We start from the raw sequence: 13,906 nt of genomic DNA, 5'->3' as shown, positions 1-13,906 counted from the left end.
GCATGAGCCTCGTGGTGTACCTCGCGGGCGCCGTCTTCGGGTTCTCCTGCGTCGTCCTGCTGCGCAGGCCCCTGACGGCGCCGCGCAATCCGCTGACCGTGTCCACCTGCGCCGCGATCGTGCTGGGCGCCCTGGTCTTCGTCTGCTCGGCCCCGCTGACCCTGTCCGCCGTCAACCGCCTCACGGGCGTCACGAACTTCGGCGCTCCCCTCACCTACGGCATGCTCTCGGCGTACAGCTGCTCCCTGCTCGTCCTGCTGATCAACTGGCGGGGCGGACCCCCGGCCCGGATCCGCTGCCTGGTGCTGCGCACCATGGCCGCCTACGGCGCGCTGATCGTCGCCATCGTCGTGCTGTTCACGCTGGCCGACCCGAGCACCGAGCGGCTCACCGACCTCGACACGTACTACGCGAACACGCCGTACATGCGCGAGATGATCGTGCTCTACCTGCTCGGGCACAGCGCGGCCACCCTGGTGATGTGCGCCGTGTGCGTCACCTGGGGCCGCGAGGTCACCGGTCTGCTCAGGACCGGGCTGCGGCTGATCCTGACCGGGATACTGCTGGACGTGGTGGGCTTCCAGCTCGCCAAGTACACGGCGATCGTGGCCTGTTGGTCCGGTCACGACCTCGACTTCCTGTCCACCGATGTCGCCCCGCCGATGGCCTCGCTGGGCGCCCTGACGTGTTCCGTGGGCTTCGTCCTGCCGAGGCTGCTGCCGGTGGCCCAGGCCTGCCGGCGCGACCTCGACGACCTGCGCGGCCTGGGCCCGTTGTGGTCGCAGGTGCGGTTCGCCTCCCTCGCGCCGAAGCCGCCCATCGCCGTCTGGCAGCCGCCCCGGGTACGCCTGCACTGGCGCGAAGTCTCCATCCACGACGGCCTGTTGGCACTGGCCCCCTACTTCGACGACGGGGTGCGCGAGCGCGCCCGGGACGCCGCCCTGCACGAGGGCCGCTCCGCGCACGAGGCCCGCGTCGCGGCCGAGGCGGCCATGGTGAGCGACGCGGCCCGCCGCGCCGCCGCCCACGAGGAGCCCCGCACCACCCCGAGCACGTACCGGCTCTACGCCACGGAGGTGGCCGGCACGGGCGGGCTGGTCGAACTGGCGCGGGCGCTCACCCGATCGCGCCTCACCGCCACAGTGCCGGAAGGTACGGTGAGGGCCACCCCCGGGTGAGACGCCCCCCGAAACACGGGTGTTCGCCCCGGCCGTCCGCACCACAGTCCCCTGACTGCACATCCTGACCGCACACCTCTGACCGCACACCCCTGACCGGACACAAGGAGCCCCATGCCGCGGAGAGCTGTCGTCATCGGTGCCGGACTGGCCGGCATGCTGGCCGCGGCCGCGCTGTCCGGCCACGTGGACGAAGTGGTCGTACTGGACCGGGACGAACTGCCCGACGGGCCCGAGCACCGCAGGGGTCTCCCGCAGGGCCGCCACGCCCATCTGCTGATGTCCGGCGGTCTGGCCGCCATGGAGGACCTCGTGCCCGGCGTGAGCATGCGCGAGCGGCTGCTCTCCGCCGGCGCCCACGAGATACCCCTCGGCTCGGGCACGTTGACGCTGACGCCCGAGGGCTGGATGCGCCGCTGGCGGCACGACGGCCCCCGGATGATCACCTGTAGCCGAGCCCTGCTGGACTGGGTGGTCCGCACGGAGGTGCTCGCCCACTCCAAGACCGAGATCCGCACGGCACAGGCCCTGTCCCTGACCGGCACCGCGCACCGCGTGACGGGCGTCCGCATCTCCTCGAAGGCCTCGACCAGTGCCTCGACCGCGGCGTCAGCCACCGACGGGGAGACGGTGCTTGACGCCGACCTCGTGGTCGACGCCGGCGGTCGCGGCTCGCGCGTCGTGCGCTGGCTGGAGGCGTTCGGGGTGACCGGCATACCCGAACGGACCGTCGACTCCGGCCTCGTCAACGCGACCCGGATCTACCGCAGGCCCGAGGGCGCCGAGCACTTCCCCCTCACGGTGCTGCACGCCGACCCGTACGCGTCCCGGCCGGGCCGCAGCGGAATGGTCCTGCCCATCGAGGGCGACCGCTGGATGGTCAGCCTGGCCGGCACCCGGGGCGGCGAACCGCCGGCCGACCCGGAAGGCTTCCTGGAGTACATCCGCAAGCTGCCGGACCCCATCCTCGCCCGCCTCGTCTCCGGCGCCGAACCCCTGACCGACATCCACACCAGCCACAGCACGCACAACGCCCGCCGCTATCTGGAGAAGGCCCGGACCTGGCCGGAGGGCCTCGTCGTGCTCGGTGACGCCCTGGCCACCTTCAACCCGGCCTACGGACAGGGCATGTCGGTGGCGGCACAGGGCGCCCGAACCCTCTCCCGCGAACTGAACCGCACCGGCCTCGCCGCCCCCGGCCTGTCCCGCCGCGTGCAGCGCGGGGTCGCCACCGTCGTGGAGGGCGCCTGGGCCACGGCGGTGGGCCAGGACGTCTGGTACCCCGAAACCCACGGCGGCGAGCCGAACACGGCCGACCGCCTGGTCACCCGCTACTCGCGCCGCCTGCTGAAGGCAGCCACGGGCTCCTACCAGGCGGCGGCAGCCCTGTGGGACGTGAGCAGCCTGGAATCGGGCCCGTCACGGCTGCTGCGCCCCACCGCGATCCTGGCCGCGCTCAACGGCCCGCTGCTGCCACCGCTTTCGGGCCCGCCTCTGACTCCGGCGGAACGAAAGCTTCTGGGCGAGTTGGATCAGACCGCGAGCTGAGCGCCCCGTAAGGGGCGCGGGGCGCTGTCGAAAGGTCAGCCCTGGAAGGCAGGTTGGGCAACGCCCTTGCCCGCGCCCGGGATCACCAGCAGGGAGCCTGCCGTCGGGTGCGGGCGGTCCAGTCCCACCCGCGCCGTCGTGACGTACAGGTCGGTGAGGTCGGCGCCCCCGAACGCGCAGGCCGTCGTAAGCGTGGCGGGAAGGGAGACGACCCGGTCCAGCTCACCCGTCGGCGTGTAACGCCGTACCGCGCCCCCACCCCACAGCGCCACCCACACACAGCCGTCCGCGTCGACCGTCAGGCCGTCCGGGAAACCGGCGTCCTCCTCGATCGTCACCAACGGGCGGCGGCCGACCGGAAGTCCGTCGGCGCAGTCGAAGACGTCCACGCGGCGGGTCGGTGTGTCGACGTAGTAGACGCGGCGGCCGTCCGGGCTCCAGCCGATGCCGTTGCTGACGGTGACGTCCGGCAGCAGCGTCGCCGCCGTGCCGTCGGGCGCCACCCGGGAGAGCGTGCCGCCCCCGGTCGCCTCGTCGTAGCGCATCGTGCCGGCCCACAGGGAGCCGTCGGGGGCGACGGCCGCGTCGTTGGCGCGGCGGCCCGGGACCGGCTCGCGGTGCAGCCAGCGGAACGTCCCGTCGGGGTCGAGGAGGCCGACGCCGTCCCGGAGGTTGAGGACCAGGCCGCCGCCGGCCCGCGGCTTGACCGCGCCGACGTGCTGGTCCGTCGTACGGATCGTGCGGCGCCCGGTGGCCGGGTCGTACGTGTGGATCCGGGAGCCGAGGACGTCGATCCATATCAGGCGGTCGGTCGCCGGGTCCCAGGTGGGGCCCTCGCCGAGGGTCGCCTCCGCGGCGACCGCGACCTCGTACGCCGTCGTCGTCACCGTCGTCGTCATGCCACGCTCCGGTGGCCGAGGCGCTCGGAGAGTTCGGCGGCGCCCTTGGCCGCGAGCTGCTCCAGCTCGCCGCGGCGCTCGTCGCTCCAGCGGATCATCGGGACGGAGATGGACAGGGCCGCGACGACCTGCCCGGTGCGGTCGCGGACCGGCGCGGCGACGCAGGAGACGTCCGGGTTGGACTCGCGGCTCTCCACGGCGATGCCGCGGGCGCGGATCTCCGTGAGGGCCTCGCGCAGGGCGTCCGGCTCGGTGATGCTGTTCGGGGTCATCGCGACGAGGTCGGCGTCGTCCGGGATGCGCGCGGTCAGCTCCGGCTCCGGCAGCGAGGCCAGCAGCATCTTGCCGACCGAGGTGCAGTGGGCGGGCAGCCGGCGGCCGGCGGCGGAGACCATGCGGACCGCGTGCGTGGAGTCGACCTTGGCGATGTAGATGACGTCGGTGCCTTCGAGGATCGCCACGTGGACGGTCTCGTCGCAGGTCTCGGCGACGGACCGGGCGACCTGCTGGCCCTCGGCGGCGAGGTCGAGCTGCTCGGCGTACCGGCTGCCGAGCTGGTACGGACGGACGCCGAGCCGGTAGCGTCCGGGCTGTCCGGGTACGGGCACGATGTACGACCGGGCGGAGAGCGTGGTCACCAGCTCGTGCACGGTGGTCCGCGGCAACTGGAGTCTGCGCACTATGTCGGGGGCGGAGAGAGTCCCGTCCCCGTCGAGGAAGAGCTCAAGAATGTCGAGAGCCCGGGTCACGGCAGGCACGAGGCGTCCCACGTCCGGCCCCCTCCCTTGGGTCTAGGCGCCGGATATCGGTGCGGCGCGCGTCTCAGCTGCGGAGCCGTTCGAGATATCAACAGGCGATCGGCATGACGAACACAGGCTAGCCATCGGGGATTCCGTGGGCAATGGCCGGGAACCAGCCGGGCATACGCATGTGCACCATGGGTGGCATGCAACTGGACTTCCAGCTGGTGCTGCTGCGCCGCATGGCCGACCACAACCCGGACCTGGTGGAGGACGCCCGGCGCACGCTGGGCGCGTCGATCGCGGACATGCGGGAGGCCAACAAGCGTTGGCAGGCGATGGCCCGCTCGCCCCGGTCCCGCTCGGCGGCGGCCCGCTACCGCTCCGTCCTCGGGCCACCGGAATGGGAGACCAAACGCACCGTCGGCGACCTGGAGTGCGCGGCCTGGCAGTGGCCGGTCCCCCTCTGGCCCACCCTGCGCTTCGAGGTCATGGTCGCCCCCGGCGGCGCGGTCTGGAACGAATGGCTGGTCCGCTCCCCCGACGCCCCCGCCCCGAGGCTGGAGTCCTACGACGACCTCACCCCCTGGTCCTGCACGGTCGACGAGGCCGCCCGCGCCTTCGCCCCCGCCCGCCCCCTGGAGGGCACGGCCCCGACCCGCTGGGGGCTCACCTTCCAGGTGCCCGACGGCCGTCAGGTGGTCGCCGAGTTCACCTGGGGCCTGCTGCAGCGCACCGCGGTCATCGACGAGCCGCGGTGAGGACCGCCTCCGTCACCCCGGCCACCGATCCGTGGTGCAGGAACAGGAACAGGTTCGGCTCGACCAGCTCCAGCTCCATCACCTGCGGCTGCCCGTCCGCGCCGTCGACCAGGTCCACCCGGGCGTACAGCAGCTCGGGCGCGTCCGGTACGGCGGCCAACGCGCGTTCGGCCACGGCGAGTTCGGCCGGAGTCGGGGTCCAGACCTCCAGGTCCGGGTGGGCGACCTTGTCCGCGTCGTACGCCGTGCCCGGCGTGAGCACGGCCCGCTTGCGGCTGGCGTGCAGCAGCCGCCCGCCGAAGAACTGCAGCGCCCGCTCGCCGCTGACGTCGATGCCGGAGACGTACGGCTGGACCATCGCGGTCAGCCCCTCCTCATGCATCCGGGCGAGGTGCCGTACGGCCGTCTCGTGGTCGCCGGACGTGTAGCGGGCGGCGAACCGGGCGCCGGCGCCGAAGGTGGGCTTGACGACGAAGTCGCGGTCGGCGGGCAGCTCGGCGGCCGGGTCGCCGGGGGCCAGATACCGGGTCGGCACGACGGGCACACCGGCCGCCGCGAGATCACCGAGATACCGCTTGTCGGTGTTCCACCGCACGACCTCGGCCGGGTTCGCGATCCGGGTCGCCTTCCCCACCCGCTCCACCCACGGCACGAACTCGTCGGTGCGCCAGCTGTAGTCCCAGGTGGAGCGGATGACGACCAGGTCGTAACCGCCCCACTCCACCTCGGGGTCGTCCCACGGCCGGGCGACGGCTTCCGCTCCCGCGGCGGTCAGCGCCTCCAGCAGCACCGGCAGGTCCCGGTCCTTGCTGGGTTCCGTGCCGGGGTCGTAGGTGGCGAGGGCTATGCGGGGCACGGCGGGGGCTCCCTTGGCTGTCGGCGGCTGCGTTCCTTCCTCCGGCAGGCTAACCCGGGAACACTGTTGACCTTCACCCTCGGTGAAGCCCCAGCATCGATGGCGGACGACGAGGAACGTGAGGTCGGACCGGTAGGGAGACGGCATGGAGACGGCATGGAGTGGCTGACCATCGGAGCCTTCGCGAAGGTCTGCCGGCTGTCGCCGAAGGCGTTGCGGCTGTACGACGAGCTGGACCTGCTGAAGCCCGCCCGGGTCGACCCGGAGACCGGCTACCGGTACTACGCCGACGCGCAGCTGGAACGCGCCCGGCTGGTGGCCTGGCTGCGGCGGCTCGGCATGCCGCTGGCGCGCATCCGCGAGGTGTGCGCGCTGCCGCCCGGACCGGCCGCCCGAGAGGTGCGGGCGTACTGGGCCCGCGTCGAGGCGGAGACCGCCGTACGCCGGGACCTGGCCGCGTTCCTCGTCGACCACCTGTCCGGAGAGTCGAGAAGGGACACGACGAAGATGCTGGAACTGCGTTATGCCGCCCACTCGGACCGGGGGCACGTCCGGCCGTCCAACCAGGACACCGCGTACGCGGGGCGCCGGCTGCTGGCCGTCGCCGACGGGTGCGGGCCGGCCGGGGCGTCGGCCAGTGCCGCGGCCGTGGCGGCGCTCAAGCCCCTGGAGGAGGCCGAGCTTTCGGCGGGGAACGTGCTGAACCTCCTGGAGGACGCGGTGCGTTCGGCGGCCGAGGCCGTACAGGGGGTGGCGGAGGGGAGTGCGGAGGTGGGTACGACGCTCACTGCGCTGCTGTGGACCGGGTCCCGGCTGGCCCTCGTGCACATCGGGGACTCGCGGGCGTATCTGCTGCGGGACGGGGAGCTGTTCCGGATCACGCACGACCACAGCGTGGTGCAGTCGCTGATCGACGAGGGCCGGCTGACGCCGGAGGAGGCCGACAGCCATCCGCAGCGGATGCTCCTGGCCAAGGCCCTGCCGGGTGACTCCGCCGACACCCCGGACCTGAAACTGCACGAGGCCCGGGCCGGCGACCGGTACCTGGTCTGCTCGGACGGCTTGACGAGGGAGGTCCCCGACGAGCGGATCCGGGAGCTGCTCGGCGCGGGCGAGCCGGGCGACACGGTGCGGGCGCTGGTCGAGGCGGCCAACGAGGCGGGCGGCACCGACAACGTGAGCGCGGTCGTGGCCGACGTCGTGTCGCCCACCCATCCACCCGTCTCGGTCGGATAGGAGGCCAGGGAAGAACGAGATCCGACCGGTGGCCGCCCCGGTTCGGCGGGGACGTCGACCGGGCGCGGCTGCGCTGGCTGGAGCATCCCGCGCTGCGGGCGGTGGAGGTGCGGCTCGCGCCCGATCTGTGTGCGGTCGTCGGGACGCGGCGGCGGTGAGGGGCCGCACTGTGATCAACGTCGTGGTGCGGAGCGCGAGTGGAGTGGCCCCGGAGGGTGGTAGCTGGTGTAGGAAGAGGCTGTCGAGGTTCCGAACGGTGAGGAGTCGTCGCGTGTCGTTTCTGTTTCCGGCCCTGGTGGACGGTCCGGGCGAACGCAGCGAGGTGGGGGTCCCCCCGGACGACGTCCGGGGGAAGGTCGCCCTGCGGTTCGGGGCACGGTCGTTGACGTACGGGCAGCTTGCCGCCGCGGCCGGCGCCCTCGCCGGCCGGGTCCGGGACGCCGAGCGGGTCGCGGTGTGGGCGACGCCGGAGCTGGAGACGGCGGTGGCCGTCGTCGGCACCCTGCTGGCCGGGCGGGCGGCCGTGCCGCTCAACCCCAAGTCGGGCGAGAAGGAACTCGCGCACATCCTCGCCGACAGTGCGCCGGCCGCCGTGCTGGCCGCGCCTGGCGTCGAACTGCCCCCGGCCCTGGCTGAGTTGCCGCGGATCGACGTCGACGCGCACGGCGTGGGGCCGCTGCCCGAGGACCGTACCGACGAGTCCGACCCGGCCCTCGTCGTGTACACCTCCGGCACCACCGGGCCGCCCAAGGGCGCCGTCATCCCGCGCCGGGCGCTCGCCGCCACCCTGGACGCGCTCGCCGACGCCTGGCAGTGGACCGGGGAGGACGTCCTCGTCCACGGCCTGCCGCTGTTCCATGTGCACGGGCTCGTGCTGGGGATCCTCGGGCCGTTGCGGCGCGGCGGTTCGGTCCGGCACCTCGGGCGGTTCGACACCGAAGGGGTCGCGCGCGAGCTGAACGCCGGCGCGACCATGCTGTTCGGCGTGCCGACCATGTACCACCGCATCGCCGAGGCACTGCCCGGCGACCCCGGACTGGCGAAGGCGCTCGGCCGGGCCCGGCTGCTGGTCTCCGGCTCGGCCGCGCTGCCCGTCCACGACCACGAGCGGATCGCGGCGGCGACCGGGCGGCGGGTCGTCGAGCGGTACGGCATGACGGAGACCCTGATGAACACCAGTGTGCGCGCGGACGGCGAGGCCCGGGCGGGGACCGTGGGCGTGCCGCTGCCGGGCGTGGAGCTGCGGCTGGTGGAGGAGGACGGGACCGCGATCGCGGCGTACGACGGCGAGACCGTCGGGGAGATCCAGGTGCGCGGCCCGAACCTGTTCACCGAGTACCTCAACCGGCCCGACGCGACCGCCGCCGCCTTCACCGCCGACGGCTGGTTCCGCACCGGGGACATGGCGGTGCGCGAGCCGGACGGCTATGTGCGGATCGTCGGGCGCAAGGCCACCGACCTGATCAAGAGCGGGGGTTACAAGATCGGGGCCGGCGAGATCGAGAACGCGCTGCTGGAGCATCCGGGGGTGCGGGAGGCCGCGGTCACCGGGGAGCCGGACGCGGACCTGGGCGAGCGGATCGTCGCCTGGATCGTCCCGGCGGAGCCTCAGTCACCGCCGTCCGCCGAGGAGTTGGCGGACCATGTCGCCGGACGGCTCGCCCCGCACAAGCGGCCCCGCGTCGTCCACTACCTCGACGCGCTCCCCCGCAACGACATGGGGAAGATCATGAAGCGGTCCCTCGGTGTCTGAGCCGGCCCCCGGGCGGCTCTCGGCCCGCCGGATCCTCGGCCTCGTCACCGACCCCGGCACCTTCACCGAACTCCCGCACCCGGCACGGCAGTCGGCGCCCGACGGCCCGCTCGGCTGGCAGGGGTACGACGCCTCGCGCGCCCGCGCCGCCGAGCGCACCGGCGAGGAGGAGTCCGTCGTCGTCGGCACCGCGCGCGTCGAGGGCACGGCGGCCGTGCTGATCGCGTTCGAGTTCGGCTTCCTCGGCGGCTCGCTCGGCGAGCGGACCGGGGACCGGCTGGAGGCGGCGTACGTCCATGCCCGCGCCCACCGGCTCCCGGTCGTGCCGCTGGTCGCCACCGGCGGCAGCCGGATGCAGGAGGGGATGCTCGCGCTGTCCCAACTCCAGCGCGTGGCCCGCCAGTCGGCGCTCACCCGGGAGGCGGGGCTGGCACAGATCGCGGTCCTGCGCGACCCAACGACCGGCGGCGGCTGGGCCACCCTGGGCGCCGGCGCCGACGTGATCCTGGCGCTGCCCGGCGCCCAGGTGGGCTTCGCCGGCTCCCGGGTCCGGCCGTCGGACGCCGACCCGGCCGCGTACACGGCCGAGGCGCAGTTCGCGGCCGGAGCGGCGGACGCCGTGGTGCCCCCGGCGGAGCTGAAGGCATCGCTCGCGCTGTGGCTGCGGCTGCTGACCGCTCCCGCCCCGATACCCGCCGACCCGCCGCTCGCCCTCGGCGGCAGCGCGCTGCCCGCCACCGGCTGGGAGGCGGTCCGACGCGCCCGTGCCCCGCACCGCCCGCGCGCCGAGGCCTACCTGGACGCGTACTTCGCCCGCCGGGTCGCCCTGGTCGGTGACCGGTGCGGCGGGTCGGACCCGGGCGGGATGCTGTGCGGCTTCGGTGAGCGGGCGGACGGCCGTACGGTCGCCTTCGCCGCGCAGACCGGGACGGCGACCCGGCCCGCCGGGTACCGCACCGCCGCTCGCCTGATACGGCTCGCGGACCGGCTGGGTATCCCCGTGCTGACCCTCGTCGACACCCCGGGCGCCGCCAACGACGCCGAGGCGGAACGGCAGGGCGCGGGCGCCGCGATCGCGGAGCTCTTCGGGGAGGTCGCGGCGGCCCGGACGCCGATCACCACCCTCGTCATCGGGGAGGGCGGCTCGGGCGGCGCCCTGGCGCTGGCCGCACCCGGCAACACCTGGGCCACCCCGGACAGCTACTTCTCCGTCATCGCCCCGGAACTGGCGGCGGCGATCCTGAAGCGTCCCCCGGAGGACGTCGAGACCACCGCCGAGCAGCTGCGTATCCGGCCCCAGGACCTGGTGGAACTGAGAGTGGTCCGAGGCATCGTGGGCCACTCCACGACCGGGTCCGCCGCACCCCTGCCACCCGGCTGACCTACCTGTACCGCAAAGGTGTTGGGCGAGAGTGCGGAAACGGCACGTCCGGGCGGTTTCCGTCGCGGCGGGCAGACACGGGCCGTCGCCTTCGGTGACAATGGACCGGTTACGGGGTCGAGGACACGGGGGAGCCGGGGGCGCCATCCCGCAGCACGTCTCCCCGGAGCTGCGCGCGCGGCTGACGGCCCTGGAGTCGCAGGCGGCCGAGCGGTCCGTGCCCGTCGCCGACGCCGACCTCGTGATCCGTACCCTCGCCGACATGGGCCTGGAGCTGGCGGTCGTCACCGGCTGCGATCCGTACCCGGCGACCGCGTATCTGCGCCGACGCGGGCTGCTGGACTGTCTGCACGGAGGCGTCCACGGGCGCGAGGGGGTGTACTCACCGCGGATGCCCGACCCGCACGTCGTGTCGCGGGCCCTGCGGCACCTCGGTGTGCGCCCCTCGAAGTGCCTGATGGTCGGCGCCACCGAGGCCGAGGGGGCGGCGGCCCGGCAGGCCGACATCCCCTTCTTCGACGTGAGCGGCGAGCCCGGCCTGCGCCCCCTCCTGGAGGCCGCCCGCACCCTGTAGCCGGGGAAACCCCCCATTCAGCCGCGCCCCGCCCGGCCCCTCCCCGCAGGCGCGCCGCTCCGATCCCCCGGAGGATGCGAAGCAGGCCGCCGACCGGCGGTGTCACCCCACACGGCCCGCGCACCGGGAGGATCTGCCGTGACCGTCAGTCTGGAGCAGTTGCGCCGCTGCCATTTCGCCGTCGATCTGGGGGCCGCACGCACCCGGGTGTACGTGAGGGGCATGGGCCTGGTCGTCGACCAGCCTTCCGTCGCCGCGATGAACACGCGTACCGGCTCGCTGATCGCCGTCGGCGAGTTCGCGGAGAAGATGACGGGCCGTACACCCGACTACATCCGGGTCGTCCGGCCCATCTCCGGCGGAACCGTCGTCGACATCGAGATGGCCCAGCGCATGCTGCGCCATCTGCTCGGCGACAAGATCCGCCGTTCGCTGCGCCGCAAGCCCCGGCTGCGGGCGGCGGCCTGCGCCCCGCACGACGCCGACCCGCTGGCCCAGCGGGCGACCATCGAGACGCTGGTGGGGCTGGGGGCGCGACGGGTGGAGCTGGTCGACACGCTGATCGCCGCGGCGGTGGGGTGCGGGCTGCCGGTCGAGCGGCCGGAAGCGAGCATGATCCTCGTCTGCGGGGCGGCCGCGACGCAGGTCGCCGTGCTCTCCCTCGGGTCCATCGTGTGCGCCGAGCGGATGCGCGTCGGCGGGGAGGCCGTGGACAACGCGATCGTGCAGCACCTGCGGCACGAGCACGAGCTGATGCTGCCGAACCAGTCGGTACGGCCCCTGCAACTGGCCCTGGACGGCAACGGCCTCACCCCGGAGGGCCCCGCCTCCACCGAGATCCACGGGCGTGACGTGGCCACCGGGCTGGCCCGCAGTGTGCGGGTCGACACCGCCGCCGTCCGGGAAGCCATCCAGACACCCCTCATGTCCGTCCTGGACGGGATCGGCAAGGTGCTGCGCGACTGCCCGCCCGACCTGGTCGCCGATCTCGCCGACCGCGGGATCATGATGGTCGGCGGGTCGGCGCTGCTCCCCGGCTTCGACCAGCTGCTGCGGGAGGCCACCGGCATGCCGGTGCACATCGCGGAGCGGCCGGACGTGTGCGCCGTCCAGGGCATCGGGGCGATGCTGGAGGGCCGGATCGAGCCGCTGGTGCTGGACCCGCTGGCCGCCTGAACATCCCCGTGCCCTCGCCCGGGCACCGATGTGACTCGACGCGCCCCCTGCGCACCTTGTCGCCCCTCGATTAGGGTGGACTCACCGATGGTGACGGGAGGGGACGTTCCGTGACAGCCGATATCGCCATGTTCACCGAGTACCTCGCCGAGGCGGCACCGGTCCCCCGCCTCGCCGTCACCCGCGTCGGCGTGACCGGACACCGTGCGATCCCGCCGTCCGTCCTGCCCTTCGTCCGCTCCGCCCTGCGACGCCAGTTCAGCCGCAGCGACGTGGCGTGGGAGGCCCTGAGCTGCCTCGCGGCCGGCGCCGACCAGCTGTTCGCGGACATCGCCCTGGCCCACGGCGTCCCGGTGACGGCCGTGATCCCCGGCATGGACTACGAGGCCCACCTGGGCGACGAGGAGGCCCGGACCGCGTACCGCAGGCTCCTGCGGTCCTGCCAGGCCCGCGTCGACCTGCCCGCCCAGCCGACACACGAGCAGGCGTACTTCGCGGCGGGCTGCTGGGTCGTGGACCACTCCGACCACCTGATCGCCGTCTGGGACGGCCGCCCGGCGCGCGGCCTCGGCGGCACCGGCGACGTGGTGGCCTACGCGCGGCGCAAGGGGGTGCCGGTGACGGTGCTGTGGCAGGCGGGGGTGCAGCGGGACTGACGCGGGACTGACGCGGCCCTGCTCGCCGCAAAGCCGCGGAGCCGGCGAGCCGTCGAGAGGTCGCGAGAGGGCATCAGGTGCCGAAGCGCACCAGCCACTCCGTGTGCGCCGGGGACATCAGGCGCTCCGCCTCCCCCACCGCCTCGGCCCAGCCCGCCTCCGTCACCGTCGTCGTCATGGCGATCCGGGTGGTCTCCAGATCCTGTTCGATGAGGGAGTGGGCCTGCGTCAACGGGCCGTGCCGCCGTACCTCCTGCCAGGCGACACCCGCCGCGGCGGCCGCGCTGAGCAGCCCCGCGAGGTCGGCGCCGCCGAGCAGGCCGACGGTCCGCAGCAGGGCGGCCGCGAGGGCGAACAGGGTCAGCGCCGCGGTGACGGAGGACCAGCGGGCGGCGGCGCGGTGCGCGCGGGCGGCCCGGTTCTTGTACCAGACCGCCTGCTCCAGGAGCCGGTCGCGCAGGTAGAGGTCCCGGCGGGCCACGTAGGACTTGGCCCGCTCCGCCCGCATCCGCGGGGTGATCTGGCCCTTGCCCCGTTCCCCGGGGTCGCGGGAGTCCTCCCAGCCGCATTTACGCAGCTCGCGCAGGCGTTGCTCAAGACGCTCGGCGAACACCGCGTCCGGATCGGCGACATGGGAGTGGAGGGGGCCGCCGTGCACCATGTACTCCCAGGCCAGCGACTTGAGCAGCTCGGCGGCCGCCCGGTGCGCCTGCCAGTGGGCACGGGACCGGCGGCGCGAGGTGCTCAGGCCCAGGGCTATCGTCAGCCCGTAGAGCACGGCGGCGAGCACCGTCATGACGTGCCCCGACGCCTGCTCGGTCAGGACGGCGGCCGTGGTGGCCAGCAGAAGCAGGAGCAGGTGCGTACGCACCGCCCGGAACGAGTCGCTCTGATGGCGCAACGCCCACTGGTCACTCACCTGGAACAGCGGCGGCAGGTCCTGTTCGCCCAGCGTGGTGCCCGGTACAGGTGTGGTAGCGGCCCCCATGAACGCCCCCCGAATTCACCGCACGCCCCCGAAGGCTTGCGCGCGCCCCCGACAAGATGGCCTAAGAACACAATGAGTGGGGAAAGCAGCCCCGTGCACAAGAGGTTCGCGGGGCATTCCTGGTATAGGGTCCGCATCATCGGGACCAGACTCGGTTCCG

Annotated in this window: 13 protein-coding genes; 9 read left to right on the top strand and 4 right to left on the bottom strand. The window is 73.7% G+C overall.

Translation table 11 applies throughout. The features are described 5' to 3' along the window. Positions 1-2: 2 nt before the first annotated feature. The gene (locus tag ABT137_RS02110) at positions 3-1,178 is read left to right on the top strand and encodes an MAB_1171c family putative transporter (protein WP_351701140.1); all 1,176 of its coding nucleotides are present in this window, start codon (positions 3-5) and stop codon (positions 1,176-1,178) included. 114 nt (positions 1,179-1,292) lie between these two features. Next, a complete protein-coding gene (locus tag ABT137_RS02105; protein WP_351700937.1) occupies positions 1,293-2,726 on the top strand; it encodes an FAD-dependent monooxygenase in 1,434 nt (477 codons plus the stop codon). 35 nt (positions 2,727-2,761) lie between these two features. On the opposite strand, the gene ABT137_RS02100 is transcribed toward ABT137_RS02105, so the two are convergent. Together ABT137_RS02100 and ABT137_RS02095 are read right to left on the bottom strand one after the other, a co-directional pair. Then, positions 2,762-3,625 carry an SMP-30/gluconolactonase/LRE family protein gene (locus ABT137_RS02100; RefSeq protein ID WP_351700934.1) on the bottom strand — a complete coding sequence of 288 codons (864 nt, stop codon included), beginning with the start codon at positions 3,623-3,625 and terminating at the stop codon, positions 2,762-2,764. Then, a complete protein-coding gene (locus ABT137_RS02095; protein WP_351700931.1) occupies positions 3,622-4,395 on the bottom strand; it encodes an IclR family transcriptional regulator in 774 nt (257 codons plus the stop codon). Before ABT137_RS02095 ends, ABT137_RS02100 begins: the two co-directional genes overlap by 4 nt. A 176-nt stretch (positions 4,396-4,571) precedes the next feature. Between ABT137_RS02095 and ABT137_RS02090 the strand changes: the two genes are divergently transcribed. Further along, the gene (locus ABT137_RS02090) at positions 4,572-5,126 is read left to right on the top strand and encodes a hypothetical protein (RefSeq protein WP_351700928.1); all 555 of its coding nucleotides are present in this window, start codon (positions 4,572-4,574) and stop codon (positions 5,124-5,126) included. On the opposite strand, the gene ABT137_RS02085 is transcribed toward ABT137_RS02090, so the two are convergent. Next, on the bottom strand, positions 5,107-5,982 hold the full coding sequence (locus ABT137_RS02085) for an ATP-grasp domain-containing protein (RefSeq protein ID WP_351700925.1): 876 nt from the start codon (positions 5,980-5,982) through the stop codon (positions 5,107-5,109). The two genes, ABT137_RS02090 and ABT137_RS02085, sit on opposite strands and share 20 nt — an antisense overlap. Before the next feature lie 156 nt (positions 5,983-6,138). Between ABT137_RS02085 and ABT137_RS02080 the strand changes: the two genes are divergently transcribed. From ABT137_RS02080 to ABT137_RS02055, 6 genes are all read left to right on the top strand, one after another. Further along, positions 6,139-7,218, top strand: a complete 1,080-nt coding sequence (locus ABT137_RS02080) for a MerR family transcriptional regulator (RefSeq protein ID WP_351700922.1) — start codon at positions 6,139-6,141, stop codon at positions 7,216-7,218. 271 nt (positions 7,219-7,489) lie between these two features. Then, positions 7,490-8,971, top strand: coding sequence for an acyl-CoA synthetase (locus ABT137_RS02075; RefSeq protein WP_351700919.1), 1,482 nt, complete (start codon positions 7,490-7,492; stop codon positions 8,969-8,971). Continuing rightward, complete coding sequence (locus tag ABT137_RS02070; protein WP_351700916.1) at positions 8,964-10,352, top strand: carboxyl transferase domain-containing protein; 1,389 nt, start codon at positions 8,964-8,966, stop codon at positions 10,350-10,352. Before ABT137_RS02075 ends, ABT137_RS02070 begins: the two co-directional genes overlap by 8 nt. Before the next feature lie 100 nt (positions 10,353-10,452). Continuing rightward, on the top strand, positions 10,453-10,926 hold the full coding sequence (locus tag ABT137_RS02065; protein ID WP_351700913.1) for an HAD family hydrolase: 474 nt from the start codon (positions 10,453-10,455) through the stop codon (positions 10,924-10,926). Between the two features lie 138 nt (positions 10,927-11,064). Beyond that, complete coding sequence (locus ABT137_RS02060; protein WP_351700910.1) at positions 11,065-12,102, top strand: rod shape-determining protein; 1,038 nt, start codon at positions 11,065-11,067, stop codon at positions 12,100-12,102. 128 nt (positions 12,103-12,230) lie between these two features. Beyond that, positions 12,231-12,758, top strand: coding sequence for a hypothetical protein (locus tag ABT137_RS02055; RefSeq protein WP_351701137.1), 528 nt, complete (start codon positions 12,231-12,233; stop codon positions 12,756-12,758). Positions 12,759-12,831: 73 nt separating this feature from the next. Here the strand turns inward: ABT137_RS02055 and ABT137_RS02050 are convergent, their stop codons facing one another. Further along, positions 12,832-13,746, bottom strand: a complete 915-nt coding sequence (locus ABT137_RS02050) for a DUF4231 domain-containing protein (RefSeq protein ID WP_351700907.1) — start codon at positions 13,744-13,746, stop codon at positions 12,832-12,834. Positions 13,747-13,906 lie beyond the last annotated feature (160 nt).

Origin of the sequence: Streptomyces sp. NPDC001980, from assembly GCF_040296885.1 — a bacterium.
Taxonomy (GTDB): domain Bacteria; phylum Actinomycetota; class Actinomycetes; order Streptomycetales; family Streptomycetaceae; genus Streptomyces.
The sequence above is the reverse complement of the archived record's forward strand: the minus strand, read 5'-3'. Positions and strand labels throughout refer to the sequence as shown.

Bases quoted from the DNA above. Each gene is read 5' to 3' on its own strand.
- ABT137_RS02110 (WP_351701140.1), top strand. From the start codon at position 3: ATGAGCCTCGTGGTGTACCTCGCGGGCGCCGTCTTCGGGTTCTCCTGC.
- ABT137_RS02090 (WP_351700928.1), top strand. From the start codon at position 4,572: ATGCAACTGGACTTCCAGCTGGTGCTGCTGCGCCGCATGGCCGACCAC.
- ABT137_RS02055 (WP_351701137.1), top strand. From the start codon at position 12,231: ATGTTCACCGAGTACCTCGCCGAGGCGGCACCGGTCCCCCGCCTCGCC.
- ABT137_RS02100 (WP_351700934.1), bottom strand. From the start codon at position 3,625: ATGACGACGACGGTGACGACGACGGCGTACGAGGTCGCGGTCGCCGCG.
- ABT137_RS02080 (WP_351700922.1), top strand. From the start codon at position 6,139: ATGGAGTGGCTGACCATCGGAGCCTTCGCGAAGGTCTGCCGGCTGTCG.
- ABT137_RS02105 (WP_351700937.1), top strand. From the start codon at position 1,293: ATGCCGCGGAGAGCTGTCGTCATCGGTGCCGGACTGGCCGGCATGCTG.
- ABT137_RS02050 (WP_351700907.1), bottom strand. From the start codon at position 13,746: ATGGGGGCCGCTACCACACCTGTACCGGGCACCACGCTGGGCGAACAG.
- ABT137_RS02065 (WP_351700913.1), top strand. From the start codon at position 10,453: ATGGACCGGTTACGGGGTCGAGGACACGGGGGAGCCGGGGGCGCCATC.